Source organism: Gymnodinialimonas phycosphaerae (assembly GCF_019195455.1).
Classification (GTDB): domain Bacteria; phylum Pseudomonadota; class Alphaproteobacteria; order Rhodobacterales; family Rhodobacteraceae; genus Gymnodinialimonas; species Gymnodinialimonas phycosphaerae.
Genome location: NZ_JAIMBW010000001.1, coordinates 3,865,701 through 3,890,388, shown reverse-complemented (window position 1 = coordinate 3,890,388; position 24,688 = coordinate 3,865,701). Strand labels below are relative to the sequence as shown.

The following is a 24,688-nucleotide window of genomic DNA, read 5'->3' as shown; positions in this document are numbered from 1 at the left end:
GCGCCTACATCGGCCGCAATCTGACCGAGTAGCGATCCAGATTGCCTGTGCTGCCATAGAAGTTCAGGCCAACGGTATTACCGCGCACCGCGATGTCGAGGCAGTCTTCAGCTTCCGTCGCGCGCAAGACCCCCTGCCCGTTGGGCGTGGCGAAGGTCGTGCAGAACGGTCCCTGCGGGTTGACCCGCCAAAGGGCCCAGCCCTCTTGTTGATCATCACCCTCGAAAGCATTGAACCGGATCCGTGCCGCCCCGGTATCGAACAGGCGCATGTGCACGGTCTCTCCGGTCGGACGCTGCGCGTTATCGTAGCCTCGCAGTGCCATCACCTGACCCGATAGTTGCGCCCGTAAGGCATCGGCACCTTGCGCCGCCACGGAGCCTGCGCAGATTAGCGCCAACGCGGCAATCACCATGTGTTTCATAAGCGCTCCTTTCAACGCTGCCGCATCCGCGCCAGCAACCTGCCCCATCCTCCGGGGCTGACAATGAACGACAGGACAAGACCCGCCACAAAACCCGAGAAATCGGCAACCACGCTGCCGAACTCTCCGTTCAACAGGCCAAACAGAAGCTGGATACCCAAAAGCGCGGCGATCAGGGCAAAGGCCCTCATCTGGCCCGCCCCCTGGGCCTCGGCCCGCATCCACATCAGGAAGGTGAAGGCCCCAATCAGACCGTAGACGCCGGGGTATCCCCCAACCAACGGGTAATCGCTGTCCATGAACACCACAAATCCCAGCGCCCCCATGATCGCCGAGATCCAGAACACCGCCAGGAAGGCCAAGACCGAATAGACCTCAGCCACCAATTTGCCGAGGGCCAGGATGAAGACCACAACCATGGCGGCGTGCAGAAAGCTGCCGTGGATCAGCGGATAGGCGATGAAACGCACCAGATGCTCGGCCGGGAATTGGCCGGTGTCGATCATCCAGTCCCACACGGCATTGAGAACCGCGTAATCCTGGATCGCCGCCAGGCGCCAGCCGATGCCGCCCTGCCCACCAAGCATGCCCGCCGTGGCGGCCTGGAACATCAGTTCCAGCCCGAAGATCACCACCGCGAGGGCGACGACAACGGGCGGAAGCGCGTTGAATGGCGAGACGTTGTTCTGATCCATGGTCGCTCTGCCCTCGGTTGACGAAAGTTGCCCCCATGGGTAAGCCCGTCAGCGCCGAATGGCCAGTGGGGCCGACACGTTTGAAGGACGACACCAATGGCCGAGACACAGTTCAAACCCCGCGTTTTTTCGGGCATCCAGCCCTCGGGCGGGCTGACCCTTGGCAACTATCTGGGCGCCATGAAACGCTTCGTACAAATGCAGGACGCCGGCACCCATGAAACGGTCTATTGCATGGTCGACCTGCACGCGATCACCGCGCGCCTTTTGCCGCCAGAGGAGCTGCGCAACAACACGCGTGAGCTGTGCGCTGGCTTCATCGCCTCGGGCATCGACCCCGAGAAGAGCATTCTGATCAACCAGAGCCAAGTCCCCGAGCACGCGCAACTGGCGTGGATCTTCAACTGCGTCGCGCGCATGGGCTGGATGGGTCGCATGACCCAGTGGAAGGACAAAAGCGGCAAGGACGCCGAAGGGGCCTCGCTTGGCCTTTTCGCCTACCCTGCCCTGATGGCCGCCGATATTCTGGTTTATCACGCCACCCATGTACCCGTGGGCGATGACCAGAAACAGCATCTTGAACTGACGCGCGACATCGCCGCGAAGTTCAACCACGACTACGGCGTGGACTTCTTTCCTATCACCGAACCGGTGATCGAGGGGGCTGCGACCCGCGTGATGAACCTGCAGGATGGCACCAAGAAGATGTCGAAGTCCGATCCGGTTGAGAAGACGCGCATCAACATGACCGACGACGCGGATGCGATCGCCAAGAAGATCCGCAAGGCCAAGACGGACCCCGATCCCCTACCCGATGCGGTGGATGGCCTGTCCGAGCGTCCCGACGCCCGCAACCTGGTGAATATATACGCCGCGCTGGCCGATATTACCCCGCAAGCGGTGCTGGATGAGCACGCTGGCGCCATGTTCGGCCACTTCAAGGTGGCTTTGGCGGATCTCGCGGTGGCCAAGCTGTCGCCAATATCATCCGAGATGTCCCGCCTGATGGACGACCCCGCCGAAATCGACCGCATCCTGGGCCGCGGTGCCGCGCGCGCGCGCGAGATCACCGTGCCGATCCTGGAGAAGACCTACGACATTATCGGCATGCTTCGCAGCTAGCGCCACATCAGGCTTTTGCAAAAGCCTGTACAGACCTTTCAAAGGGTCTGAAGTAGGCTCTTGCAAGAGCCTCCGCACGTCCTTGCAAGGACGTGGCGCGGGCCGGACGGAAGGGCGCTGATCCGTAACGTTGCGAAACCCTGTTGCAGCCGTCCGGGCGTTAACTGGACATTAACCCCCGTGTCGGTATACATACCCTAATCAAACCACACATCGCGATCCATTCAGGGGGAACTGTATGAACAGGCATCTCAAAACACGTGTCGACTCCACCCGCGCCGCAGAGCGTATCATCGCAACTCCAACCACCGACCGTACCAAACACGCCAAAGGCGCGCGGACCGATCACAAGACCAACCGGACCGAAGGTCATACCGCCGCGAAGCCCAAAGCTGCCAGCATGGACTACCAGATGGGCTTCACCTCTGGACCTTCGGTCTAGGCTGCGCTTACCTTCCCCCTGACGTTTCAAGGGGGAAGACCATGGCCAACGGGACCAATATCAAAACCTACTTCGACGGCGCATGGCATGATGCGGATATTCCCGTGATGCGCGCTGCTGACCATGCCACGTTCCAAGGCACCACAGTGTTCGACGGCGCGCGCTTCGTCTATGGCCTCGCGCCCGACCTTCGGGCCCACTGCGACCGTGTGGTCAGGTCGGCCAAAGCCCTCTCGCTGAACCCTGGCAAGACCGGGGCCGAGATCTTCGACATCGTCTGGGAGGGCCTCAAGCGCTACCCCAAGGATACGCCCGTCTACATCCGCCCCAACTTCTTCGGCATCGACGGTGGCGCCTATGGCATCATCCCAGCCGAGACCGAGGCCGGGTTCTACGTCGTCCTTGAAGAAGTCCCCATCGGCGCACCCGACGCCGCCTCCACCTTGACCACGACGCGCTTCCACCGCCCGACGCTGAACACCGCCGTGCTCGATGCCAAGGCAGGCTGCCTCTATCCCAACAATGCGCGCATGTTGATGGAAGCGCGCGCCAAGGGCTACGACAACGCGCTGGTCATGGACGCGCTCGGCAACGTCGCCGAAACTGCCACCGCAAACATCTTCATGGTCCGCGACGGTGAAGCCTTCACCCCGATCCCCAACGGAACCTTCCTCAACGGCATCACCCGCCGACGCCACATCGCCAACCTGCGGGCCGATGGCGTCACGGTCACGGAGACCGTCTTGACCTTCGAAGATTTCCGGGCCGCCGATGAGGTCTTCATGACCGGCAACCTCAACAAGGTCACGCCGGTGCTGGAATTCGACGGCACCCACTACCAGCACGGGCCCGTCACCAAACGCGCCAGGGAACTCTATTGGGACTGGGCTGCCTCGGCGGCTTAAAGTCAGTAGACAGGTCCGCGCGCAATCGTCATGGTCTCGCCTCGGAAAAGGGACAAACTCATGCGCAAATTTCTCGTCGTGCTCGACGACACCCGTGAATGCCTCAACGCCATGCGCTTCGCCGCCATGCGCGCCCACAACACGGGCGCCGGGGTCGAGATCCTTTCGGTGATCCCGCCCGATGAATTCAATCACTGGATCGGCGTTGGTGACATCATGCGCGCCGAAGCCCGTGAGCGAATCGAGGCGCATTTCAACGTCTTCGCCAAATGGATGCGCGACAAGCAGGACATCGACCCCACGCTGGTGATCCGTGAAGGCGTGCCCGAAGAGCAGATCCTGACCCATATCACCGAGGACAAAGAGATCGGGGTGCTGGTCCTGGGCGCAAACTCGGGCAAGGGCGGGCCGGGACCCTTGGTCACGGCGATGACCAAGTCAGCGGGCAACATGCCCGTGCCTTTGACAATCGTGCCGGTCGAATTGAGCAAAGAGCAGTTGGAAGCGATTACCTGAGGCGCCCAACATGCCGATGCCTTGGACGTTTCGCCATCCTCAACGGGAATGGACAGCGTTTCTCGACGACGTGGCCGACGTGCTGGGATCGCCCTCGGCAAATGTGGCCTATACCGCGACCGAGGGCGTCTTTCGCGCTTTCCGCCGGCGGCTGACCGTCGACCAGGCGGTTGCCTTCGCGCAATGCCTGCCAAGCGTCCCGCGCGCGCTTTTCGTGCAGGATTGGCAGCTTGAAGATCCAGTTCCCTGGGCCGAAGCCGCGACGTATATCGCCGAGGCCAAGTCGCTCCGACAAACCCATAACTTCGCCTCCGACCAGGTCATCGAAGCCGTCTCCTTCGCGCTCCACCGCGCCGTGGGGCCGGAGTACCTGCACAAGCGCCTGCAGGACATCGGCCCCGAGGCCGTCGCATTCTGGCACGTCGACGGATACCGCCCCGAAGACCTCGCGGTCCGGTTCCGCTGAAGCCCATGGACCGGTATTTCATAGTTTAGAACGATTCCAGTTCACTTGACTCTTTGCGCAGCCGACCGCATATCTGAGTGAACCAGTAAGGATATGCGCCGATGTTCATCCAAACCGAATCCACGCCCAACCCCGCGACCCTGAAATTCCTGCCCGGCCAGACCGTGCTGGAAGTGGGCACCGCTGATTTCCCCAGCGCAGAGACCTCGGCCAAATCGCCGCTGGCGTCACGCATTTTCGCAGTCGAAGGCGTCACCGGGGTGTTCTTCGGCATTGATTTCGTGACGGTAACAAAGGCCGACGCGGTCGAGTGGGACCATGTGAAACCCGCCATCCTCGGCGCGATCATGGAGCATTACCAATCCGGCGAACCGGTCATGGACGAAGGCCACCAAGCCAGCAGCGGCCATGCCGAGCACACCGGCGAGGACGGCGAAATCGTGGGCCAGATCAAGACCCTGCTGGATACGCGCGTGCGCCCGGCCGTGGCCCAGGACGGCGGCGACATCACCTTCCACGGCTTTGACCGGGGCGTGGTCTACCTGCACATGCAAGGCGCCTGCGCCGGGTGCCCCTCGTCCACGCTGACGCTCAAGATGGGGATCGAGAACCTCTTGCGCCACTACATCCCCGAGGTGGTCGAGGTGCGTCCTGTCAACACCTGAGGCGCCCATCACAGGCCGCTGCTATTGCGGCGGCGTGCAGGTGAACGCTACCGCGCGCCCTCAGACGGTCAGTTATTGCCACTGCTCGGACTGCCGCCGTCTCTCTGGCGCGCCTGTGGCCGCATTTGCGGCCTTCGCTTCGGCTGATCTGCGCTTCACTCCGTCCAAAGGCCCCCGCAGAAGCTTCTCCAAAGGCGTCGACCGTTGGTTCTGCCCCGACTGCGGCACGCAACTGGCGGCGACCTATGATTACTTGCTGGATCAGGTCTATGTGCCCCTCGGACTGCTGGATCAGGCGAATACCCTAGCGCCGGAAAGCCATGGCCATACGGACAGTGCACTCCCGTGGCTGCACATCGAAGATGATCTGCCCCGCGACGGGGCGTCTTCCCGTGTGCGCTTGCAAGAGCCGGACCCAAGCGGCTAAGCCCTGCCCATGATCCTCGGTTTCGATACATCCGGCGCCTATGTCGGCACGGCGCTTTGGCGCGATGGCGACGTCGCCACCGCCCTTTATACCGACATGGCAAAGGGGCAGGCCGAGCATCTGATGCCGATGATCGAAGACACGCTGGCCAACGCTCAGGTGACGCTAGACGACCTCCGGGCCATCGGCGTCGGCATCGGACCGGGCAATTTCACCGGCATCCGCATTTCTGTTTCCGCGGCGCGGGGACTTGCGTTGGCGCTTGGTATTCCGGCGATCGGGGTCTCGTTGCTGGAGGCATTGGCACACGGGGCACAAGGTCCGACGCTTACCTGCCTGAAGGCCCCGCGCGGTGCGTTCTATCTTGAACGCCAGGGTGGTGGGTTGGACAGAGCTGCGGCCCTTGTCGCAGCGAATGATCTGCACGATTGGGCCGCGCCGGGACTGACCGTCATCGGCCAAGACAGCGCGGTCCTTGCAGCGGCCCTTGGCCTGCCAAATGCGCCGTCGGCCTATGCGCCCGCCTCTGCCATCGCGCGCCTTGCCGCGCTGCGCATCGGCACACCACAGCCGCGCCCCGCGCCCCTCTACATCAAAGCAGCCGATGCGGCGCCGTCGCGGGAACAAGGCCCGACGATCCTGTGACACCGGTGGAACACATGGCGGAAACGCTCGCGGCACTTCACGCTGCAAGCTTCGCGCGCGGTTGGTCCGCGCAGGAGTTCGAGGCGCTTCTGGCCAATCCAACGACCCACGCCATCACCTCGCCCCACGGCTTTGCCCTCTTGCAGATCATCGCGCCCGAGGCGGAACTGATCACGATCTCGATCCTGCCCGCCCTGCGCGGGCAAGGTCATGGCCGCGCGCTCCTTGGGAAAACCATCCTCACCGCGCAAGAAAACGGGGCAGATACGTTGTTTCTGGAGGTCGAAGCCACCAACGCCGCCGCCCTGGCGCTTTATGAGAACGCGGGCTTCACCGTGACCGGGCGGCGCACCGGCTACTACGCCTATCCCGATGGCCCCGCCGTCGATGCGATCACCATGACCTGCGCCCTACAAACCGGCACGTAGCGTAAAGCATCGCACCAGTCGCCCGGAAACATCGGAATCGGGTTGACCCCCCGCGCGCCCTTTGCCCTTATTCCCCATGAGGATTCCGTTACTCTACGGAATTTCACGCGTTCGGGGACGCACGGCCGCCATAAGGTCCATCATGCGCCCCGTTTTCAACCGGGAGACTACCTATGACCATGATGAAAACCCTGCTCGGCGCTGCTGCCACGCTGGCCCTGTCCGCCGCTGGTGCGCTGGCCGATGGCCCTGCCGTGATCTTCGACCTGGGCGGCAAGTTTGACCGCTCCTTCAACGAAAGCGCCTTCAACGGTGCCGAGCGTTGGGCCGAAGAGACCGGCGGCACCTACCGCGAGATCGAGCTTCAGAACGACGCTCAGCGCGAGCAGGCCATGCGCCGTCTGGCCGAAGCGGGCTCCAACCCCATCGTCATGGCAGGCTTCAGCCAGGCCTCCGCGCTTGAGGTCGTCGCCCCCGACTACCCTGACACGATGTTCGTGATCATCGACGGCGTCGTGGATGCCCCCAACGTGCAATCCATCGTCTTCTCCGAGCATGAGGGCAGCTACCTTGTTGGGATGATGGCCGCCATGGCCTCCGAGACGGGCACCGTTTCCTTCGTGGGCGGCATGGACATTCCGCTGATTTCGCGTTTTGCCTGCGGCTATGCCCAGGGCGCCGTGGCCGTGAACCCCGACGCGACCGTGATTTCCAACATGACGGGCACCACGCCCGCCGCCTGGAACGACCCCGTCCGCGGGGGAGAGCTGACGCGCGGCCAGATCGGCCAGGGCTCTGACGTGGTCTTCGCTGCCGCCGGCGGCACCGGCCTTGGTGTTCTTCAAACCGCCGCCGACGAGGGGATCCTCTCCATCGGCGTGGATGCCAACCAGAACTACCTCTACCCCGGCATGGTCCTGACCTCGATGATCAAGCGCGTGGACGTGGCCGTTTATGACGCCTTCTCCGCTGACACGATCGAGCCCGGCCTGTTCGTCTATGGCTTGGCCGAAGATGGCGTTGGCTACGCAATGGACGAATTCAACGCCGAACTGGTGACCGAAGAAATGATCGCCGCCGTGGACGAAGCCCGCGCCCAGATCATCGCCGGTGACCTGGCTGTCCACAACTTCACCGACGACGGCACCTGCCCCGTCGCGATGCAGTAAGATCAACGGCTTGCCGGGCGCTCGCGTCCGGCAGACACTGGTCGGGCCGCGCCCCTCACCCGGACGCGGCCCTTCTCATATCCTCTCAAGGACGTGACCATGACGGCACCCGCATCCGCGCGCCCCCCGGCGATCGAGCTCAAAGGCATCTCCAAAGCCTTCGGTCCGGTTCAAGCCAACAAGAACATCTCGATTTCCGTGGCGAAAGGCACGATCCACGGGATCGTGGGCGAGAATGGCGCAGGCAAGTCCACGCTGATGTCGATTCTCTACGGCTTCTACAAGGCCGACGCCGGAGAGATCTGGATCAACGGCACCCTTACCCCCATCCCCGATAGCCAGGCTGCGATCCGCGCGGGCATCGGGATGGTTCACCAGCACTTCAAGCTGGTCGAGAATTTCACCGTCGTCGAGAACGTCATCCTCGGCGCCGAAGACGGCGCGATGTTGCAGCCCTCCATATCCAAGGCGCGGCGCACGCTGACCGAACTGGCCACGGAATACGGGCTGGACGTGAACCCCGACGCGATTGTCGAAGAGCTTTCCGTCGGCCACCAGCAGCGCGTCGAAATCCTCAAACAGCTCTACCGTCAGGCCGACATCCTGATCCTGGATGAGCCGACCGGCGTGCTGACCCCGTCCGAGGCGGATCAGCTGTTCCGCATTCTCGCCCGGCTGAAGGAAGAGGGCAAAACCATCATCCTGATCACCCATAAATTGCGTGAAATCATGGATGTCACCGACACCGTCAGCGTCATGCGGCGCGGTGAGATGACGGCAACGGTGAAAACGTCAGAGACGTCTCCGGCGGGGTTGGCCGAACTGATGGTTGGCCGCAAGGTCTTGCTGGAAGTTGACAAGGCCCCCGCCAACCCCGGCGATGTGGTGCTGGACGTGCGCAATCTGCGGGTTGTCGATGGCGCGGGGGTGGAGCGGGTGAAAACCATCTCGTTCCAGATCCGTGCCGGTGAAATCCTCGGCATCGCGGGTGTGGCCGGCAACGGTCAATCGGAACTGCTGGAGGTTCTGGGCGGAATGATCCCCGCGACCTCGGGCGAAATCTTGCTCCATGGCGAGCCCATCGACATCACCGGGCGCTATAGCAACGGTCAATCGCGCCGCGCGCGCGGCATCGGCCATGTGCCCGAGGATCGTCAAGTCGAAGGTTTGATCATGCCCTATGAGGCGTGGGAAAACGTGGCCTTCGGCTATCACCACGACCCCCGCTACCAATCCGGGCCGCTGATGAACAACGCCGCCATCAAGGCCGACTGCACTGAGAAGATGGCGCGTTACGACGTCCGCCCCCCCAACCCGCGCCTGCCTGCGCGCAACTTCTCGGGCGGGAACCAGCAAAAGATCGTGGTCGCCCGCGAGATGGACCGCGCCCCGGACCTTCTACTTGTCGGCCAGCCCACGCGCGGCGTCGACATCGGCGCGATCGAATTCATTCACAAGCAGATCATTGCGCTGCGCGATGCGGGCAAAGCCGTGTTGCTTGTGTCCGTGGAACTGGACGAGATCCTCGGCCTTTCCGATCGCATCGCCGTCATGTTCGACGGCGCGATCAGCGGCGAGCGTCTGCCCGAGGACACCAACGAAGGCGATCTGGGTCTGCTGATGGCAGGGGTCACCGAAACGCAGGGGGCCGCGTAAGCCATGTCTGATGCAACGTTTTTCGAGCGCGCTTTCCTCGGCAAGGGCAAGACCACGCCCGGCGGCATGCCGATGTGGGCCGACGTGACGCTGATCCCCTTGATCTCGGTCATTCTGGCGCTTCTGGTCTCCGGTCTGGTGGTCTATTTCCTGATCGGAGAAAACCCGTTCGCGGCGATGCGAATCATGGTCAACGGCGCATTCGGCTCGGCCTATGGTTGGGGCTACACGCTGTTCTACACCACCAACTTCATCTTCACCGGCCTCGGTGTGGCCGTCGCCTTCCATGCGCGGCTGTTCAACATCGGCGGCGAGGGGCAGGCCTATGTCGCAGGCCTGGGCGCGGCCATCGTCTGCCTGCTGATGCCTTGGCCGCATTGGTCGCTCGCGCTTCTGGCCACGACCGCCATGACAGCCCTTTTCGGGGCGGCCTGGGCCGCGATCCCCGCCTATTTGCAAGCCAAGCGCGGCAGCCACATCGTGATCACCACGATCATGTTCAACTTCATCGCCGCCTCGCTGATGATCTACATGCTCAACAACGTCTTCACGATCCCCGGCTCTGCCGAGACCGCCTCCATCCGCTTCCCCGAAGCGACGCATCTGCCCAACGCCGGAGAGTTCGCCGGTTTCCTCGGCTTCCGCGCCTCCACGCCACTCAACATCAGTTTTTTCCTGGCCCTTCTGGCGGCCGTCTTCGTCTGGATTTTGATCTGGCGCACCCGTCTGGGGTATGAGATCCGCGCCTTCGGCCATTCCGAGACCGCCGCCGTCTACGCCGGCATCAGCCCGGTGAAGATCACCATGATCGCCATGCTCATCTCAGGCGCGTTGGTGGGCCTCATGGCCGTGAACGCGGTGCAGGGCGAAAGTGAGCAACTGCGCCTCGATTTCGTGGGCGGCGCGGGGTTTGTCGGCATCGCCGTGGCGCTGATGGGCCGCTCGCACCCGGTGGGTGTCTGCCTCGCGGCCCTTTTGTTCGGGATGCTCTACCAGGGCGGGGCCGAACTTGCGTTCGAGATGCCCGCCGTCTCGCGCGAGATGATCCTGGTGATCCAGGCCCTGGTGATCCTGTTCACCGGCGCGCTCGACAACATGGTGCGCATGCCGATCGAAAAACTGTTCCTGGCGCTGCGCCCGAAAGGAAGCTGAATGGAAATCCTGCTCCCTTTCCTGCCCGCCTTCGCCATCGCATACAGTATCCTTTTGGTCGGTGCCTCTTCCCCCGGTCCCGCCGTGGCGATGCTTATGGGCATCTCCGTCGGCCAGGGTCGCAGCGCTGGGTTGTTCGCCTGTGCCGGGATCGCGACAGGATCCGCCACGATCAACGTGTTGACCATAGCCGGTGTCGGATTGATCCTGTCGCAAGCCGCATGGGCAATGATGATCCTGAAAGCTGCGGGCTCCGCCTACTTGGCCTATTTGGCCTATGGCGCTTTCAAGAAGGCCCTCCACCCTCCTCGTATCGCGGCACAGGTCGTCGCGCGCCAAAGCGGGACGGCGCTATTCACCAAGGGCTACCTGCTGCAAGTCACCAACCCCAAAGCCATCACCTTCTGGCTGGCCATTGCGGGTGTGGGTGCCACGGCCCATGCGCCACTTTGGGTCATCGCGCTGTTCGTGGCCACGATGTGGGTTATTTCCTTCGCGTGTCACGCGGCCTGGGCCTTGGCGCTCTCGGCGGCGCCCGTGCGCACCGCCTACAACCACGCACGCCGCTACATCGAGGGCGCCTTGGGCGCGTTCTTCGCCTTCGCAGCGTTCAAACTGATCACGGCCCGGAGCTGACCCATGGACTTCATGACCATCCTGCAACTTCTGGACTCGACGGTGCGCCTGGCCACGCCGCTTCTGCTGGCCTGCCTCGCGGGCCTGTTCTCCGAGCGAGCAGGGATCTTCGACATCGGCCTGGAGGGCAAGATGCTGGCAGCCGCCTTCTTCTCGGCGGCGATCGCATTTGTGTCGGGCAACGTCTGGATCGGCTTGGCGGCGGGGGTAACGGCGTCCGTCGCCCTGTCGCTCTTGCATGGACTGGCTTCGATCACCTTTCGCGGCAACCAGCTGATTTCGGGCGTGGCGATTAACTTCCTCGCGGCGGGACTGACGGTAGTGATCGCCCAGACCTGGTTCCAGCAAGGCGGTCGCACGCCGCCGCTGACAGGCGACGCGCGGTTCAACGAGATCGTCCTGCCAGGCGCGGCGTCGCGCATCCGCGACATCGCACAGCAAGACCCGTTGATGCAGATCTATTCCGAGCTGATTTCCGGCCACTCCATCCTTGTCTATATTTCCTTCCTGATCGTGCCGCTGTCGTGGTGGGTGCTTTACCGCACCCGCTTCGGCTTGCGCCTGCGCGCCGTGGGCGAGAACCCCGGCGCCGTGGATACGGCGGGCATCTCAGTCGTGGCCCTGCGTTTCGCGGCTGTAATGATCTGTGGCGTCCTCTGCGGACTGGCGGGCGCCTATCTGGCGACAGGGCTGTCGACAAGCTTCGTGAAAGACATGAGCGCGGGGCGTGGTTTCATCGCACTGGCGGCGTTGATCTTCGCGAAGTGGCGGCCGTGGTACGCGCTCTATGCCTGCCTTCTGTTCGGCCTGCTGGATGCCGTCGGCAACCGCTTCCAGAACATCGAGATCTTCGCGATCACCGTGCCAGTCCAGTTCATGCAGGCCCTGCCCTACATCCTGACCGTCGTGATTCTTGCCGGCTTCGTCGGCCGCGCCATCCCTCCGCGCGCAGGTGGCGAGCCGTATGTGAAAGAGCGCTAGACACCAGACGCCGCGCCCTTGGGTCGGCGTTGTGTTTGAGTTGTATTTGGCAAGATGAAGCAGGGAAGCGCGCGCCTTTCGATGGACGCGCCCAGAGTTTTCGCAGCAAGCTCCGCCTCGGTCCCGGCCTTTCCGGATTGGCTGCCGGGTTGTCCGGGTCCCGAGGCTTCACCTTGCACGCCGCTTCACTCTCCAGCTATCGGCGCAGATTCAAGCTAGTGCGTTAACCTTAACGAAGCGTTGAAGACGGCGCATGTTTGCGGATGGGGCATACCGCTCCCCCCTTCATCTTGCCAAATACAACTCAAACACAACGGCGGCAAAACCACGCTCCTTCAAAGATGATGCGCGGCAGTTGCCACGCTGCCATTATCGAAACCAGAACTCCCAGCCCCGTTGATACGCCGCCACCAGCGGGTGGCCCTGGATCGTGTTCACCGGCACCTCGGCCGGACGCGACTGATCTACGCCGAAGGCTTGTGAAGCCGTCCAGACCTCGGGCGTCATGTAGCGCAAGCCGTCGGGCAAGGCGGGCACCCGCGCGTCGGCGGGCAGCATCTGGCCCGCCATAACGAAGCCCCAGTTCCCGAAGCTCGGCAAATACGTCTGGTAGGCGATGGTGTCCAATGTCCCGCCCGGCATCGTCGGATTGCGGGTCGCGCCCAGCGTCGCCTCGGTGATCCAGAACGCCTCCGTCGCGAAGGTGGGCGATCCCGCCTGCGTTACCAACAAGCCCTGCGCCGACAGCCGCTCGACCAGCATCGCGTAGAATTCGACTGAATAAAGCTTCGACAAGGCAATGCTTTTGGGGTCCGGCAGATCCGCGATAATCACATCGTAGGTGCCATCAGCTTCTGCCGCCCAAACCCAGGCGTCCTCGTTCACCACCTCAACCCGCGCGTCCTGCAAGGCGCCCCCGTTCAGGGCCACCAGGTCCGCGTTCGTCGCGAACAACTCCGTCACGCGCGGGTCCAGGTCCACCAGCGTCACATGCTCCACACCTTCGTGGCGCAGCACCTCGCGCACGGCCATGCCGTCGCCGCCCCCCAGAACCAGTACGCGGCGTGCATCCGCCACAAGACCCATCGCCGGATGCACCAACGCCTCGTGGTAGCGATGCTCATCAAGGCTGTCGAACTGAATGGAATGGTCCAGAAACAGCCGATACCTTTCGTCAAATCGGGTGATCACGATCGATTGGTAGCCCGTCGTTTCCGAGAAGATCACCTCGTCCTGAAACAGGCGGGCATCGACGGCCGAGACCATCCGCTCACTCAGGGCAAATGCGAGGAGCGTAGCGAGGAGGAGCCCGCCCCAGGGCAGCCAGAGCCCCCTCCCCAGGCGGTCGCGGAACAGATAGATCGAAAATCCTGCGACCAGCAGGTTCAGCGTGCCGAAGGCCAAGGACGCGCTCATCAGCGGCAGGTTCGGTACGATCAACAGCGGAAAGGCCAACGACGCCGCGAGGGCACCAATGTAATCCGCCGTCAGCACGTTCTCGAACCGAAACTCCGCCGCGCCGATCTCTTTCATCACCCGCGAAATCAGCGGGATCTCCATCCCCGACAGGATGCCGATAGCGATCAACCCGCCGTACAACGGCAGGCCCACCGCGCCATAGATCGCGTAGCTGAAAAACAGCACTGGCCCAAGGGCACCGCCAATCGCGCCCAAGGCGATCTGCGCGCGCACGAAGCCGCTCAGGGCATCGCCCACGAACCGCGACGCCCAGGCGCCGACGCCCATGGCGCTCAGGAAAACACCGATGACGAAAGAGAACTGGCGGATCGAATCCCCCAGCAGATAGGATGATATCGTCGCCGCGATCAGCTCGTAGATCAGGCCCGCGACAGCCACGATGAACGTGGCTGCCAGCAGCCACGCCACCTTGGGCGTCAACTCGGGGCGAGCTGCCCCATCATCTGCGTTCAAGACAGGATAACAGCCGCAATTATGATCGACATCGCCACGAAGACGGACCCGATCAGGATCGCCAGCGCCGTGTTCTGATCTTCCTCGATCTCCTTTACGATCGGGAACGGCGACAGGAGTTCGATGATCTTGTAGGCGGCGTACATCAGGACCATGCCGATGACGCTGTAGAAGAACGTCGAGATCAGCTCGGCAAGGATAATTTGGTCAAACATAGGCAGGGGCTCCTTTTCCCATGGTCACTTTATGGGGCATTCTGAAACTCATTTGATCCGACCGAAGGCAAAAAAGCCCCCGCCCGAACCGGTTGATCCGGTGCGCACCGAGGGTGCGCTGGCGGTCAGGTCGCGGGTCTCGCGCCCCACACCGTAGTAGCTGAGGTAGCTGGCCCCCATAAGAGCGATCACGGCGCCGCCGATGATGACAAGGCGGATAGGTCCCATCAGTCGTCATTCCAATCAGAGCCGGCGAACCGGCGTTTCGAATGCATCGCGCGGCGTCCGGCCACAAATAGCCAGCCCAAAGCGGCAACAACCGCCAAGGCGAACACCCAGAAACCCGTGGGTTTGCCTTGGCTGACCCGCAAGCCGACATCGCCCACCGTGGTGCTGGATCCCTGCGTGACCGCAAGCGATGCCGTGTAGGTCCCGGACTGGGTGGGGCGGAACAGGATCGCGCCGTTGCGGTTGCCCTCGGACCAGCTTTCACCGCCCGAGCGACCGGCGTAATAAGAAATCGTCCGCTCTGCGGACAGGACGACGTCCCCACCGGGGCCGCGCACTTCGGTCCCGAAGGTCGTCCACTGGTTGTTCAATGTCGTCTCGAGGTTCAGACGCGCCAACTGTCCGGTATTCTCGATCTGGAATTCATAGGTCTGCGGCAAGGCAGGCAGCGCAACCCGGTCAGAGGCAAAGACCTCTTGCCCGCTGTTGAACCAGAACACGATCCCTATCAGTGCCGCGATGATCGCCGTGGCCGCCAGGACCTTTCGCAAAAGCCCCTCCTCGGGCAGGGGCTGATACGGCGTCAACGGATGCGCCGAACCGACACGGCCGAGGGCGCTTTCGGGGATGCCCAGATCTTTCGCCGTCTCGGCACGCGGCAACAGGCGGGTCAGTTCGACCTCGCGCTCGGTCTGGGATTTCACCAACGACAGCATTGCGTCGGGGCCCAGCAGGTTCACGACGCTCTTCTTTTCTCCCAGCTTGGGAATCCAGTTGAATTCGCCCTCCATGAAGTCGATCTGCGTGACCGACATGTCATAGTAGCGGTATTTCTCGCCGTCATACATGCGCGTGGGTGGCACTTCCGAGCGTTCCACCGTCGAGGCGCTCAGCCAATGGCCCATGTTGAAATCGCGCACCTTGCGCGTCCAGGTCAGCTGGCCTTCCTCAAAGTTCAGCCACAGGTATCCGTGGGTGGGTGAGAAGATCTGATGCTCCACCCATTTCCACGTCTGTCCGCCATAGCGTTCGACGACGCCGAGGGTCCCGATCACGGTGAATTCCACCCCGTCCAGTGTCAGCGTCTGGCCGATCTTTACTGGGCTGTCGGGGTGGTTGCGCTTGCCGATACTGTCGACTTGCTTGTAGCCGTCCTGGGTGTCCAGAACCGCGCCGCAATAGCCGCAGACATGGGATAAAACGCGCCCGCCGCCCAGAACGGACAGCCCCGCGCCGCAGGACGTGCAATTGACGGAACCAAGGCCAGCCGTGTTCGTCATCGCCCGCTGCTCCCGTCCTGGCGGTCCACCTTCAAGGTGAAGGGATCAAGCCATGTGCCCTCGTACCACTGGTGCCCACCTTCCCAGAACTCGCCGGACAAAAGCTGCCCCGAGGGGCCCGAGGCGTTGATGAAATAATGCTCGTCATCCACCTGCACCAGTTCCGGGAACTGCCCGCGCACGGCAACGCATTTGGCGGTATCGGCCTCGGTCACGGTGTAATCAGTCTTCGCATAGGTGATCTTTTCGCCCACCGCGGGCGGATCCGTGCGGCGCGGGCCTGCGTTGCCATGATAGGGGTACTGGACGACAACGTCGCCCTCATCGATGGAGATCCAGGCGCCCTTGCCGTCGCCATCCTCGCCGTACATCTCATCCCATGTGCCGCGCCCGTAGTCGTAGCGCGCGTGGCCCTGAATGACGTATTTGCGCCCCTCTGCGGTGACCGCATCGCCAAGACCGAACAGCATGGGGTAGTCGTGCATCTCGCCATTGTTGCCCATGGGCGCCAGGGTGTTGTCCTCGCGGTACAGCGTGGTGCCGCAGGCCGGGCAATCGAACATCCGCGTGGATTTGCGCAGGTTCTCGTAGCCGTAGCCGCAGTTGGGGCAAGTGACGTGCGTGTCAGGCATAAAGGGAATAGGTCCGAAATCAGGTTAAACAATAATCGTTTAAGCCTAACGAAGGGTTTGAATCCTCGCAAGGGGGAAGCCGGGCGGCGCGCTCCCCCGAAGGCGCGCATCCTAGCCCTTCAGGAACGCTTTCAAGGCCGTGGCCAAGGCGTCCCAATCGGTGAACTCATGCTCATCGACCGAGCGGTCGTAGTCCCGACCGCGCATCACCACATGCTCCACAACCTGCTTGGCAAAGTAATCATATTCGCCGGTGCGCACGGCACCCGCGACCAAGAGTTCCGCAGTGGGCTCCAGCCCGGTGCGCATCTTCATCTCCAGCAGATAATCTGCGGCTTCCTCACGGCCCTCGGCGAAGGCCGCGTTCAGGCTGACAGTCAGCATCAGCACCTTGCGCGCGGCCAGATCATCCTTGCGGGCGCTCACCAGCGCTTCGAAGTTTCTTGGGTGACGCCGCTGGTGAACCGGTGCTGCCAGCACCACGGCATCCGCTCCGTCTATCGGCAATTCGGCAGGGTCGTCGGCGTTGGCCAACGTGGCCTCGTGCCCAAGCGCTTCGATCTGTTCCTGAACAAACCGCGCGATTTTGCCGGTTTGCCCCTCGACGGTTGCATAGAGGATCAAGACTTTCATTGCGGCCTCCTGTCCAGATGCGTCGACCACGGAAGATGCGGCCAGACGCCTGCCGGGTCATACCAGTCCGGCAGGCCAGGGGGCTTTGTTCTGGATCATTGACACCGTGAGCGCACCGAGGGAGGCGTACCTCGGCACACATTGGGGGGCGCATCGGGCCGATCAGCCCAGCACCTCTGCTACCGCCTCTGCCGTGACGCCGACGATGGTGTCGGCCTCGGCGCGGGTCAGGCACAGGGGCGGAGAGAAGCCCACGATATCAGCCTGGGGCATGGCGCGGGCGATCACCCCGCGCCTGGCCATGGCAGCCGCGATCTGCGGGACAACCTTGGCGGCCGGATCGAACCCTTCGCGGGTGCCGGGCTTGGCGACCAGCTCCAGCGCCGTCAACATGCCAACGCCCCGGATCTCACCCAAGTGCGGATGCTCCCCCAGTGCCGCACGCATCTGCGCCGTCAGGTAGGGGCCGACGTCGGCGGCATTGTCCACCAACCCAAGGCTATCGAGCAGCTTCAGGTTCGCCACCCCCGCCGCGGCCCCGATGGGATGCGCCGAATACGTCCAGCCGTGACCCAAAGGCCCGTTCTCATCGGTGCCGCGCGCCAGGACCTCGAACACCCGGTCATGGACGACCGAGCCCGACAGCGGTGCATAAGCACTCGTCAGCCCCTTGGCGATAGTGATGATGTCGGGGTCCATCCCATAGAAGGGCGAGCCGAACATGGTGCCCAAACGCCCGAACCCGGTGATGACCTCGTCGGCGATCAACAGGATATCGTGCTTCTTCAGGATCGCGCCGATGGCCTCCCAATAGCCCTCGGGCGGGGGGACGATGCCGCCGGTTCCGATGACCGGCTCCGCGATGAACGCGGCGATAGTATCGGCGCCTTCGCGGGCGATCATCTCTTCCAGATCGGCGGCACATTGGGCTGTGAACTCTTGTTCGGTTTGTGCAACATTTTCACGCTGGAAGAAGTATGGCGCTGTACTGTGGAGCACTTTGTCCAAGGGAAGATCAAACTTCTTGTGGAAAAGCGACAGGCCCGTCAGGCTTCCACTCATCAGGCCCGAGCCATGATATCCCCGCCAGCGCGAGATGATTTTCTTCTTCTCGGGCCGCCCCAGGATGTTGTTGTAGTACCAAACCAGCTTGATGTTGGTCTCGTTCGCGTCCGACCCACCCTGCCCGAAATAGACGCGGTTCATGCCGTCCGGCGCACGGTCCGTGACCATCTTGGCGAGCGTGATCGAGGCCTCCGTGCCGTTGCCCACGTAGGAGTGGTAATAGGCCAACTCGCGCGCCTGCGCCGCAATGGCCTCGGCCACCTCTTGGCGGCCATAGCCGATGTTCACGCAGTAAAGCCCCGCGAAGGCATCCAGCATCCGGTTGCCGTTGCGGTCCGTGATGTGACAGCCCTCGGCCGTCTTGATGATCATCCCCGGCGCTTCGCCGCGTGCGTGGGCCCCCAGCGCGGTGGAGGGATGAAAGAAGTGGTCCTGATCCCACCGGCTTAGTTGGTCGTTCGTCAGCATCGCGTGATCCTCCTTGCGTTGGGGACAGGCTATCACCGTGGCGCGGGAACGAAAGGCCTGTTCCCGACAATCGCGCAACGGCACGCGTCGGCGTGCCACGGCCTGACGGCCTTTGGACACGACCGCGGTGGCACCTTCGGTGCGACGCGGGGGGAAGACCCCCCGGCCCCCCATGGCGCATGACCTCGGTGCCACGCAGATCCACGACGCCGATCCAACGCCACAGGATGTCGCAAAGAGGCTGGACCCCTCTCGGTTTTGCGGATCAACCTCCTGGCGAAAAAGGAAACACCCATGGCCAGCAACAACCTCGCTTTTCCGACCTCTGACTATCTCGCACGCCTCGACAAGCTGCGCGCCGCAATGGAGGCGCGAGAGATCGACTGGCTTGTGATCACCGACCCGTCGAACATGGCGTGGATTTCCGGCTATGACGGCTGGTCGTTCTACGTGCATCAGGCGGTTGTCGTCGGGACCTCGGGCGTGCCGCTGTGGTGGGGCCGGGCAATGGACGGGCTGGGGGCGCTTCGGACGGTCTACATGCCCGATGATCACGTGATCGGCTATGATGACACCTACGTTCAGAACCCCGAAAAGCACCCCCATGAAACGCTAGCGGCGCTGTTGCGTGACAAGGGCGCAGGGTCTGCGCGTATTGGCGTGGAACTGGACAACTACTACTATTCAGCGGCTGCCCACGCGGCCCTTGTGGCGCATCTGCCAGACGCGACGCTGGTGGACGCGACAGGCTTGGTGAACTGGCAACGCGCCGTAAAATCCCCAGCCGAGATCGACCGGATGCGCAAGGCGGCGGGCATTGTGGAAGCGATGCATACCCGTATCCTGGAGGTCGCAGAGCCGGGCCTGCCCAAGCATCACCTGGTGGCCGAGATCCTGCGCACGTCCGTTCTGGGCACCGACGACGCCTGGGGCGACTATCCGGCCATCGTGCCGCTGACGCCCTCGGGCATGGACGCCACCGCGCCGCATCTGACGTGGGACGACAAGCCGATGCGCGAAGGCGAGGCCACGTTTTTCGAGATCGCAGGCGTCTACCGCCGCTACCACTGCCCGCAATCGCGTACGCTTTTCCTCGGCACCATGCCCGACGCCTACAGGCGGGCCGAAGACGCGGTGTTGGAGGCCAGCGCGCAGGCCCTCGCGCAGGCCAAACCCGGCAATACCTGCGAGGACATCGCCACGGCGTTCAACAGCACGCTTAACCGCCTGGGGTATGAGAAAGACAGCCGCTGCGGCTACGCCATCGGCCTTAGCTATCCCCCCGATTGGGGCGAACGCACGATGTCTTTCCGCGCCGGCGACACCACCGTGCTGGAACCCGGCATGACCTTCCACTTCATGCCCGCCCTTTGGCTTGATGACGGCGGGATCGAGATCACCGAACCCATCTTGATTACCGAAACGGGCGCAGATTGCCTATCCTCCCTGCCGCGGGAGGTCTCGGTGAAATGATCGTGTTCGAGAAGGACAACGCCGCCCTCGACATGCCCGGCAAGCACTATGGCCACATCCGGCTGCCCCACTCCGCCGATGACAGCGCCTGGGGACACGTGATGATCCCGCTCGTGGTGATCAACGGCACCCGCCCCGGCCAAACGGCGCTGGTGATGGGTGGCACCCATGGCGATGAATACGAGGGGCCGATTGCCATCCGCCACCTGATCGACGCCGCCACGCCCGAAACCATCTTCGGCCGCCTCATCGCGATCCCCGCCCTCAACGCACCTGCGTTTCGCGCCGCCACGCGGACCTCGCCCCTCGACGGCGTGAACCTTAACCGGGCGTTCCCCGGCGCAGCCTCCGGAACGATCACCCAGAAGATCGCCGCCGTCATCAACGATACGCTGATCCCCATGGCCGATCTGGTGATTGATCTTCACTCCGGCGGCAAAACGCTCGACTTTCTGCCCATGGCCGTGTCCCACATCCTCGATGATGCCGACCAAGACCACCGCTGTGCCACCGCCGCGCGGGCTTTCGGCGCGCCCTGGACCGCCCGCCTGCGTGAAATTGACGACACCGGCATGCTGGACGGCGCGGCCGAGAGGGCGGGCAGGACCTTCGTGACGACAGAGCTTGGCGGCGCGGGAACGGCCACCGCCGTCAGCGCCGAGATCGCGATCTCAGGTCTACGCAATGTCCTTGCCCACCACGTTCACTACGATTGGCCCGCCGGCGCACGCCCCTCTCGCGGGCTGGACCTCTCTGATCCTGGCGGCTTCCACTTCGCCACCCACGGCGGGCTGTTTCACGCCCACGTGGCCCTTGGCGATACGGTCGAACAGCACCAGAAGCTGGCGGATATCTATAACGTCGATGATCTCTGCACCGTCCCGAAATCCATCCACGCGCAGCGCCCCGGCATCCTTGCCGCGCGCCATGTGCCCGGCCTGATCAAACCCGGCGATTGCGCTTTCGTCATCGGGACCGATGAAGGGCCCATCGGATTTCCATAGCGAGCTGATTTCAGAAGCCGGAAACGTTAACTGTTTCGCGCAAATTGTCTGTTTCCAATGCGACGCTTGCCTCCCCAGGCGCCCCCGGATAGCCCGGGCCTGCTCACCAAAGCAGACGCCGATGAAACCGGCCATCATGCGGGAGAACCCCGGTCATCCCTTCCCCTTCAAAAGGACGGCCCTGACCGAAACCCCGATGCGCAAAGATACTGAATCCCTACTCGAACACGTTCTCGCAGCCGTCATGGCCCCCGACAACGACGCCCTCACCCTTGCTACCACCCTACGCAATTCCGTCCCGGAAGAGCCCGCCATCGCGGTGATCCGTGCGCTTCTTTCAGCGGACCGGGTGATCATCGACACGTTCAACGGCAGCGGTCCCAACCGCATCGACGCACAACTGGCCCGCTCGCTGGCGTTAACCCTGGCAGTGGCAACAGACGACCTTTCGCATGTCCGCGACGCCAATCCGATCTTGCTTGGCGACGTGTTACTCTAGGCGCAAGATCCCTTGATCCTGGCCTTCGCCCCTACCCCTCGCCCACAGGCGCGGGTAGGGTCGCGCCCATGACAGCTCCCGTTGCCTCTTCCGATTCATCTTCGGCCCCCACCTTCTCCGAAGATCAGGCCCACGCCCACGATCGCATCGCCGAGGTCCTGCGGGAGATGGGCGTTGATATCGACGACGACACGCTGGTGCCTGCCAAGGAAACTCAGGGTGCCGTGCTCGCGGTGACGGGCAAAGCGGGCTCGGGCAAGACGCTGCTGCTTGCGGAACTGGTCAAGGCGCTGGAACGCACGGGGGTCGAAATCGTTTCGGGCGATTGGGAAGGCAAGCGCCGCAAGGAACGCCGCACCGTGGCGGTGCTGGCGCCGACCAACAAGGCGGCTTCCGTCCTGCGCAATCGCGGCGTGCCCGCCACGACGATCCACCGCATCCTCTACACGCCGATGTATGACCCGGAATTCGAGAAGGTTGCCGAATGGCTGGCTGGAAACGGCGAACGCCCGGTGATCGAGGCGCTGACCGACGCCGCCATGGACCGCGCGAAAGAGGTCTATGAGGCGACGAAATCCGTGCCCGCCGCGCTGGCCTCTGCCGGGCTGCGGGGGTCAGACTTCATCACCGGCTGGAAGCGCCGCGAAGATGGTTTGGATATCGGGCTGGTGGACGAGTCGTCCATGCTGGACGACAAGCAGTTCCAAGACCTCAAAGAAATCTTCCCCACCCTGATCCTCTTTGGCGACCCCGCGCAGCTGGCCCCCGTCGGCCAATCCGGCGAGATGATTTTCGACCGGTTCAAGGGCGACAACCTGCTGCACCTGGGCCGCGTCCACCGCCAGGACGCCGATAATCCGATCCTTGACCTCGCCCACGCCCTGGGCGATCCACAACTTGAATTCCGCGACTTCGAGCAGATGATCGAAGAGGCCGCCGCCCGCGACGACCGCGTCGTCATCAGCCCCCGCGCCAACGCCGACATGATGGCGCGCTCGCCGGTTCTGGTCTGGCGCAATGCCACCCGCATCCGCCTGATCGCCGCCTTCCGCGCGGCCTTCGGCGCAGGCGACGATGAGATCCTGCCCGGAGAGCCGCTGATCTGCGACGGGATCGAATTGCCCCTGAAACACCGCAAGAAGCGTATCGACCTGGAGGCGCGTGGCCTGATCAAGGGCGCGCCCGTGGTCTACTTGGGCCCCGGCAACAAACCGGGCTTCTCGCGACTGCACGTGATCGGCGCCGAAACCCCGCGCTTCTCCGCCGCCTCGATCGTGAAGATCGAGAAACCGGGCGAGGAAGAACCCTTCCTGCCCTATGCCGCCCGCATGGGGGCCGCCTTCCTGCACGGCGCGGCGGTGACGATGCACAAGGCGCAGGGATCGCAGTGGCCCGAGGTTCAGGTCTTCGCGCCGGATCTTTATGCCGCCTCCCGCGCGGGCCGGATGGAGGCGGGGCAGGCGCTGTGGAAGCGGCTGGCCTACGTCGCGATTACCCGCGCCGAAGAGCGGCTGTTCTGGGTCACGCGCTACATGCTCTCTCGGCCTGTGAACGGCCTCGGCACCGACGACCTGATCGTCAAGGCAGCCCCCCTGGAACTGAGCGCTGAGGAAGACGTGGACACAACCACGATGTAGTTACAGAAAAACTACATGAAAACTGCGCGATAATTACGAAGCGGAAGCCCATGAAAACCATCCTGATCACCGGCGCCAGCTCGGGCATCGGCCGCGCTACCGCCGAGGCCTTTTTGGCCTCCGGCTGGAACGTGGCACTCCTCGCGCGTCGCAGCGCGCTCCTCGCGGAAGTGGCCTCCGGTCAGCCGAACGCCCTCGCCCTGCCGGGCGACGTCACGCAACTGGATCAGGTCGAGGCCGCGGTCACAGCTGTGGTCGCCAATTGGGGCCGACTGGACGCCGTATTCAACAACGCAGGCATTTTCACGCCCCAGGGCACAATCGATGAAATCGACGTAACGGATTGGCATCAAAGTCTTTCCGTGAACCTGACAGGCATGTTCAACGTGGCCCGCGCCGCTTTCGCCCAAATGCGGGCGCAAGACCCCCAAGGAGGTCGGATCATCAACAATGGCTCCCTCTCTGCTCATGCGCCGCGGGAGGGCAGCATCTGCTATACGACCACCAAACACGGCGTCACGGGTCTCACCAAGACCCTTAGCCTCGATGGCCGTGCCTTCAATATCGCCGTGGGTCAGATCGACATCGGCAACGCCAGGACAGACCTGGTAGATGCCCTGAACGACCGCCGCATTGCCGACGGAAAACCCTTGATGGATATGATGAATGTCGAGGACGCCGCACAATCCGTCCTGCATATGGCCAACATGCCCCTCAGCGCCAACGTGCTTTTCCAGACCGTTTTGGCCACCAATATGCCCTTCGTCGGGCGCGGCTGAGGCATCCCCCGACTGTCACGCATAGCCTCACCCCATCTTTGTTCCAAAAATATGAAATTCTGGCCCCTGCCAAACCAATGCACGCGGACGAAAAGATCCATATACCCAACAAAATCAATCGGTTGGGTGCCGCACCCAGGCCGAGCGCCACGTCGGTGCCTCGAACGGATCTGGCCAGAATTCCCGCTGCAACGCGATCAGATCGCCCCTGACCGTGTGAAACGTCAAGGCGGTGGCCCGCACCACGCCGTCGCTGACCCCAACCTCGGTCACGATCTGGCTACCCTCCCCCACGATCCGGCGCAGATCGAAGGTCCACAACCCATTGGCCGGGTAAGCCGCATTGAGGGCAGCAAAGTTTTCCCTGCCCTCGATCATTTCATCGGATTGCGGCCATTGCAGGCGAAAATCTTCGGTTAAACAAAGGCTTGCCGCGCTGAAGTCATTGGTGGCCATCGACTGCCAGAACCTGCGTACAACCTTCTGGGCCGAGGTACTCATGCGCGATCTCCGG

General features: G+C 63.1%; 29 protein-coding genes. 19 read left to right on the top strand and 10 right to left on the bottom strand.

What is annotated here, in order from left to right; translation table 11 throughout:
• Nucleotides 1–4: 4 nt before the first annotated feature.
• A complete protein-coding gene (locus KUL25_RS19560) occupies nucleotides 5–424 on the bottom strand; it encodes a hypothetical protein (RefSeq protein WP_257894423.1) in 420 nt (139 codons plus the stop codon).
• An 11-nt stretch (nucleotides 425–435) separates the two neighbouring features.
• Entirely contained in the window at nucleotides 436–1,119 is a 684-nt protein-coding gene (locus KUL25_RS19555; RefSeq protein ID WP_257894422.1) for a rhomboid family intramembrane serine protease, read from the bottom strand.
• 96 nt (nucleotides 1,120–1,215) lie between these two features.
• On the opposite strand from KUL25_RS19555, the gene trpS reads away from it, so the two are divergent.
• The 14 genes from trpS (at nucleotide 1,216) to KUL25_RS19485 (ending at nucleotide 12,329) form a co-directional block, all read left to right on the top strand.
• Nucleotides 1,216–2,241: a tryptophan--tRNA ligase gene (gene trpS / locus KUL25_RS19550; protein ID WP_257894421.1), complete on the top strand. Its 1,026-nt coding sequence runs from the start codon at nucleotides 1,216–1,218 to the stop codon at nucleotides 2,239–2,241.
• Nucleotides 2,242–2,479: 238 nt separating this feature from the next.
• On the top strand, nucleotides 2,480–2,683 hold the full coding sequence (locus tag KUL25_RS19545; protein WP_257894420.1) for a hypothetical protein: 204 nt from the start codon (nucleotides 2,480–2,482) through the stop codon (nucleotides 2,681–2,683).
• A 41-nt stretch (nucleotides 2,684–2,724) separates the two neighbouring features.
• Nucleotides 2,725–3,588 carry a branched-chain amino acid aminotransferase gene (locus tag KUL25_RS19540; RefSeq protein WP_257894419.1) on the top strand — a complete coding sequence of 288 codons (864 nt, stop codon included), beginning with the start codon at nucleotides 2,725–2,727 and terminating at the stop codon, nucleotides 3,586–3,588.
• 60 nt (nucleotides 3,589–3,648) lie between these two features.
• Entirely contained in the window at nucleotides 3,649–4,104 is a 456-nt protein-coding gene (locus tag KUL25_RS19535; RefSeq protein WP_068352826.1) for a universal stress protein, read from the top strand.
• 10 nt (nucleotides 4,105–4,114) lie between these two features.
• Entirely contained in the window at nucleotides 4,115–4,570 is a 456-nt protein-coding gene (locus tag KUL25_RS19530) for a DUF2267 domain-containing protein (protein WP_257894418.1), read from the top strand.
• A gap of 101 nt (nucleotides 4,571–4,671) precedes the next feature.
• Entirely contained in the window at nucleotides 4,672–5,235 is a 564-nt protein-coding gene (locus KUL25_RS19525; RefSeq protein ID WP_257894417.1) for a NifU family protein, read from the top strand.
• A complete protein-coding gene (locus KUL25_RS19520) occupies nucleotides 5,222–5,662 on the top strand; it encodes a GFA family protein (RefSeq protein WP_282563345.1) in 441 nt (146 codons plus the stop codon). Before KUL25_RS19525 ends, KUL25_RS19520 begins: the two co-directional genes overlap by 14 nt.
• A 9-nt stretch (nucleotides 5,663–5,671) precedes the next feature.
• A complete protein-coding gene (tsaB, locus tag KUL25_RS19515) occupies nucleotides 5,672–6,307 on the top strand; it encodes a tRNA (adenosine(37)-N6)-threonylcarbamoyltransferase complex dimerization subunit type 1 TsaB (RefSeq protein ID WP_257894415.1) in 636 nt (211 codons plus the stop codon).
• A 14-nt stretch (nucleotides 6,308–6,321) separates the two neighbouring features.
• The gene (locus KUL25_RS19510) at nucleotides 6,322–6,735 is read left to right on the top strand and encodes a GNAT family N-acetyltransferase (RefSeq protein ID WP_257894414.1); all 414 of its coding nucleotides are present in this window, start codon (nucleotides 6,322–6,324) and stop codon (nucleotides 6,733–6,735) included.
• A 173-nt stretch (nucleotides 6,736–6,908) separates the two neighbouring features.
• Nucleotides 6,909–7,904 carry a BMP family lipoprotein gene (locus KUL25_RS19505; RefSeq protein WP_257894413.1) on the top strand — a complete coding sequence of 332 codons (996 nt, stop codon included), beginning with the start codon at nucleotides 6,909–6,911 and terminating at the stop codon, nucleotides 7,902–7,904.
• A 99-nt stretch (nucleotides 7,905–8,003) separates the two neighbouring features.
• A complete protein-coding gene (locus tag KUL25_RS19500; RefSeq protein WP_257894412.1) occupies nucleotides 8,004–9,560 on the top strand; it encodes an ABC transporter ATP-binding protein in 1,557 nt (518 codons plus the stop codon).
• 66 nt (nucleotides 9,561–9,626) lie between these two features.
• The gene (locus KUL25_RS19495) at nucleotides 9,627–10,712 is read left to right on the top strand and encodes an ABC transporter permease (RefSeq protein WP_257894908.1); all 1,086 of its coding nucleotides are present in this window, start codon (nucleotides 9,627–9,629) and stop codon (nucleotides 10,710–10,712) included.
• Complete coding sequence (locus KUL25_RS19490; protein ID WP_257894411.1) at nucleotides 10,713–11,348, top strand: LysE family translocator; 636 nt, start codon at nucleotides 10,713–10,715, stop codon at nucleotides 11,346–11,348.
• A gap of 3 nt (nucleotides 11,349–11,351) precedes the next feature.
• A complete protein-coding gene (locus KUL25_RS19485) occupies nucleotides 11,352–12,329 on the top strand; it encodes an ABC transporter permease (protein WP_257894410.1) in 978 nt (325 codons plus the stop codon).
• A 369-nt stretch (nucleotides 12,330–12,698) separates the two neighbouring features.
• Here KUL25_RS19485 and KUL25_RS19480 read toward each other — a convergent pair whose 3' ends face one another.
• The 7 genes from KUL25_RS19480 to KUL25_RS19450 form a co-directional block, all read right to left on the bottom strand.
• A complete protein-coding gene (locus KUL25_RS19480; protein WP_257894409.1) occupies nucleotides 12,699–14,261 on the bottom strand; it encodes a polyamine aminopropyltransferase in 1,563 nt (520 codons plus the stop codon).
• Nucleotides 14,258–14,476 (bottom strand): DUF350 domain-containing protein, encoded by a 219-nt coding sequence (locus KUL25_RS19475; RefSeq protein ID WP_257894408.1) that lies wholly within the window; start codon nucleotides 14,474–14,476, stop codon nucleotides 14,258–14,260. The genes KUL25_RS19480 and KUL25_RS19475 overlap by 4 nt, the downstream gene beginning before the upstream one ends.
• Before the next feature lie 48 nt (nucleotides 14,477–14,524).
• Nucleotides 14,525–14,704 carry a hypothetical protein gene (locus KUL25_RS19470; protein ID WP_257894407.1) on the bottom strand — a complete coding sequence of 60 codons (180 nt, stop codon included), beginning with the start codon at nucleotides 14,702–14,704 and terminating at the stop codon, nucleotides 14,525–14,527.
• Entirely contained in the window at nucleotides 14,704–15,984 is a 1,281-nt protein-coding gene (locus KUL25_RS19465) for a DUF4178 domain-containing protein (protein WP_257894406.1), read from the bottom strand. Before KUL25_RS19465 ends, KUL25_RS19470 begins: the two co-directional genes overlap by 1 nt.
• Entirely contained in the window at nucleotides 15,981–16,616 is a 636-nt protein-coding gene (locus KUL25_RS19460; protein WP_257894405.1) for a DUF4178 domain-containing protein, read from the bottom strand. The genes KUL25_RS19465 and KUL25_RS19460 overlap by 4 nt, the downstream gene beginning before the upstream one ends.
• Before the next feature lie 111 nt (nucleotides 16,617–16,727).
• Complete coding sequence (locus KUL25_RS19455; protein ID WP_257894404.1) at nucleotides 16,728–17,249, bottom strand: flavodoxin domain-containing protein; 522 nt, start codon at nucleotides 17,247–17,249, stop codon at nucleotides 16,728–16,730.
• Between the two features lie 162 nt (nucleotides 17,250–17,411).
• The gene (locus tag KUL25_RS19450; protein WP_257894403.1) at nucleotides 17,412–18,782 is read right to left on the bottom strand and encodes an aspartate aminotransferase family protein; all 1,371 of its coding nucleotides are present in this window, start codon (nucleotides 18,780–18,782) and stop codon (nucleotides 17,412–17,414) included.
• 294 nt (nucleotides 18,783–19,076) lie between these two features.
• Here KUL25_RS19450 and KUL25_RS19445 point away from each other — a divergent pair, with 294 nt between their 5' ends.
• The 5 genes from KUL25_RS19445 (at nucleotide 19,077) to KUL25_RS19425 (ending at nucleotide 24,174) form a co-directional block, all read left to right on the top strand.
• Nucleotides 19,077–20,255, top strand: a complete 1,179-nt coding sequence (locus tag KUL25_RS19445) for a M24 family metallopeptidase (protein WP_257894402.1) — start codon at nucleotides 19,077–19,079, stop codon at nucleotides 20,253–20,255.
• Entirely contained in the window at nucleotides 20,252–21,259 is a 1,008-nt protein-coding gene (locus tag KUL25_RS19440) for a succinylglutamate desuccinylase/aspartoacylase family protein (protein ID WP_257894401.1), read from the top strand. The genes KUL25_RS19445 and KUL25_RS19440 overlap by 4 nt, the downstream gene beginning before the upstream one ends.
• A gap of 196 nt (nucleotides 21,260–21,455) precedes the next feature.
• The gene (locus KUL25_RS19435; protein WP_257894400.1) at nucleotides 21,456–21,758 is read left to right on the top strand and encodes a hypothetical protein; all 303 of its coding nucleotides are present in this window, start codon (nucleotides 21,456–21,458) and stop codon (nucleotides 21,756–21,758) included.
• Nucleotides 21,759–21,826: 68 nt separating this feature from the next.
• Complete coding sequence (locus tag KUL25_RS19430; RefSeq protein ID WP_257894399.1) at nucleotides 21,827–23,395, top strand: ATP-dependent DNA helicase; 1,569 nt, start codon at nucleotides 21,827–21,829, stop codon at nucleotides 23,393–23,395.
• Nucleotides 23,396–23,445: 50 nt separating this feature from the next.
• Nucleotides 23,446–24,174 carry an SDR family oxidoreductase gene (locus tag KUL25_RS19425; RefSeq protein WP_257894398.1) on the top strand — a complete coding sequence of 243 codons (729 nt, stop codon included), beginning with the start codon at nucleotides 23,446–23,448 and terminating at the stop codon, nucleotides 24,172–24,174.
• Between the two features lie 114 nt (nucleotides 24,175–24,288).
• Here KUL25_RS19425 and KUL25_RS19420 read toward each other — a convergent pair whose 3' ends face one another.
• On the bottom strand, nucleotides 24,289–24,675 hold the full coding sequence (locus KUL25_RS19420) for a nuclear transport factor 2 family protein (RefSeq protein WP_257894397.1): 387 nt from the start codon (nucleotides 24,673–24,675) through the stop codon (nucleotides 24,289–24,291).
• Between the last annotated feature and the right edge of the window lie 13 nt (nucleotides 24,676–24,688).

What these genes read in the sequence shown, in the direction of transcription:
- KUL25_RS19560 (WP_257894423.1), bottom strand. Translation starts at nt 424, where the DNA reads ATGAAACACATGGTGATTGCCGCGTTGGCGCTAATCTGCGCAGGCTCC.
- KUL25_RS19555 (WP_257894422.1), bottom strand. Translation starts at nt 1,119, where the DNA reads ATGGATCAGAACAACGTCTCGCCATTCAACGCGCTTCCGCCCGTTGTC.
- trpS (WP_257894421.1), top strand. Translation starts at nt 1,216, where the DNA reads ATGGCCGAGACACAGTTCAAACCCCGCGTTTTTTCGGGCATCCAGCCC.
- KUL25_RS19545 (WP_257894420.1), top strand. Translation starts at nt 2,480, where the DNA reads ATGAACAGGCATCTCAAAACACGTGTCGACTCCACCCGCGCCGCAGAG.
- KUL25_RS19540 (WP_257894419.1), top strand. Translation starts at nt 2,725, where the DNA reads ATGGCCAACGGGACCAATATCAAAACCTACTTCGACGGCGCATGGCAT.
- KUL25_RS19535 (WP_068352826.1), top strand. Translation starts at nt 3,649, where the DNA reads ATGCGCAAATTTCTCGTCGTGCTCGACGACACCCGTGAATGCCTCAAC.
- KUL25_RS19530 (WP_257894418.1), top strand. Translation starts at nt 4,115, where the DNA reads ATGCCGATGCCTTGGACGTTTCGCCATCCTCAACGGGAATGGACAGCG.
- KUL25_RS19525 (WP_257894417.1), top strand. Translation starts at nt 4,672, where the DNA reads ATGTTCATCCAAACCGAATCCACGCCCAACCCCGCGACCCTGAAATTC.
- tsaB (WP_257894415.1), top strand. Translation starts at nt 5,672, where the DNA reads ATGATCCTCGGTTTCGATACATCCGGCGCCTATGTCGGCACGGCGCTT.
- KUL25_RS19510 (WP_257894414.1), top strand. Translation starts at nt 6,322, where the DNA reads ATGGCGGAAACGCTCGCGGCACTTCACGCTGCAAGCTTCGCGCGCGGT.
- KUL25_RS19505 (WP_257894413.1), top strand. Translation starts at nt 6,909, where the DNA reads ATGACCATGATGAAAACCCTGCTCGGCGCTGCTGCCACGCTGGCCCTG.
- KUL25_RS19500 (WP_257894412.1), top strand. Translation starts at nt 8,004, where the DNA reads ATGACGGCACCCGCATCCGCGCGCCCCCCGGCGATCGAGCTCAAAGGC.
- KUL25_RS19495 (WP_257894908.1), top strand. Translation starts at nt 9,627, where the DNA reads ATGCCGATGTGGGCCGACGTGACGCTGATCCCCTTGATCTCGGTCATT.
- KUL25_RS19490 (WP_257894411.1), top strand. Translation starts at nt 10,713, where the DNA reads ATGGAAATCCTGCTCCCTTTCCTGCCCGCCTTCGCCATCGCATACAGT.
- KUL25_RS19485 (WP_257894410.1), top strand. Translation starts at nt 11,352, where the DNA reads ATGGACTTCATGACCATCCTGCAACTTCTGGACTCGACGGTGCGCCTG.
- KUL25_RS19475 (WP_257894408.1), bottom strand. Translation starts at nt 14,476, where the DNA reads ATGTTTGACCAAATTATCCTTGCCGAGCTGATCTCGACGTTCTTCTAC.
- KUL25_RS19470 (WP_257894407.1), bottom strand. Translation starts at nt 14,704, where the DNA reads ATGGGACCTATCCGCCTTGTCATCATCGGCGGCGCCGTGATCGCTCTT.
- KUL25_RS19465 (WP_257894406.1), bottom strand. Translation starts at nt 15,984, where the DNA reads ATGACGAACACGGCTGGCCTTGGTTCCGTCAATTGCACGTCCTGCGGC.
- KUL25_RS19460 (WP_257894405.1), bottom strand. Translation starts at nt 16,616, where the DNA reads ATGCCTGACACGCACGTCACTTGCCCCAACTGCGGCTACGGCTACGAG.
- KUL25_RS19455 (WP_257894404.1), bottom strand. Translation starts at nt 17,249, where the DNA reads ATGAAAGTCTTGATCCTCTATGCAACCGTCGAGGGGCAAACCGGCAAA.
- KUL25_RS19450 (WP_257894403.1), bottom strand. Translation starts at nt 18,782, where the DNA reads ATGCTGACGAACGACCAACTAAGCCGGTGGGATCAGGACCACTTCTTT.
- KUL25_RS19445 (WP_257894402.1), top strand. Translation starts at nt 19,077, where the DNA reads ATGGCCAGCAACAACCTCGCTTTTCCGACCTCTGACTATCTCGCACGC.
- KUL25_RS19440 (WP_257894401.1), top strand. Translation starts at nt 20,252, where the DNA reads ATGATCGTGTTCGAGAAGGACAACGCCGCCCTCGACATGCCCGGCAAG.
- KUL25_RS19435 (WP_257894400.1), top strand. Translation starts at nt 21,456, where the DNA reads ATGCGCAAAGATACTGAATCCCTACTCGAACACGTTCTCGCAGCCGTC.
- KUL25_RS19430 (WP_257894399.1), top strand. Translation starts at nt 21,827, where the DNA reads ATGACAGCTCCCGTTGCCTCTTCCGATTCATCTTCGGCCCCCACCTTC.
- KUL25_RS19425 (WP_257894398.1), top strand. Translation starts at nt 23,446, where the DNA reads ATGAAAACCATCCTGATCACCGGCGCCAGCTCGGGCATCGGCCGCGCT.
- KUL25_RS19420 (WP_257894397.1), bottom strand. Translation starts at nt 24,675, where the DNA reads ATGAGTACCTCGGCCCAGAAGGTTGTACGCAGGTTCTGGCAGTCGATG.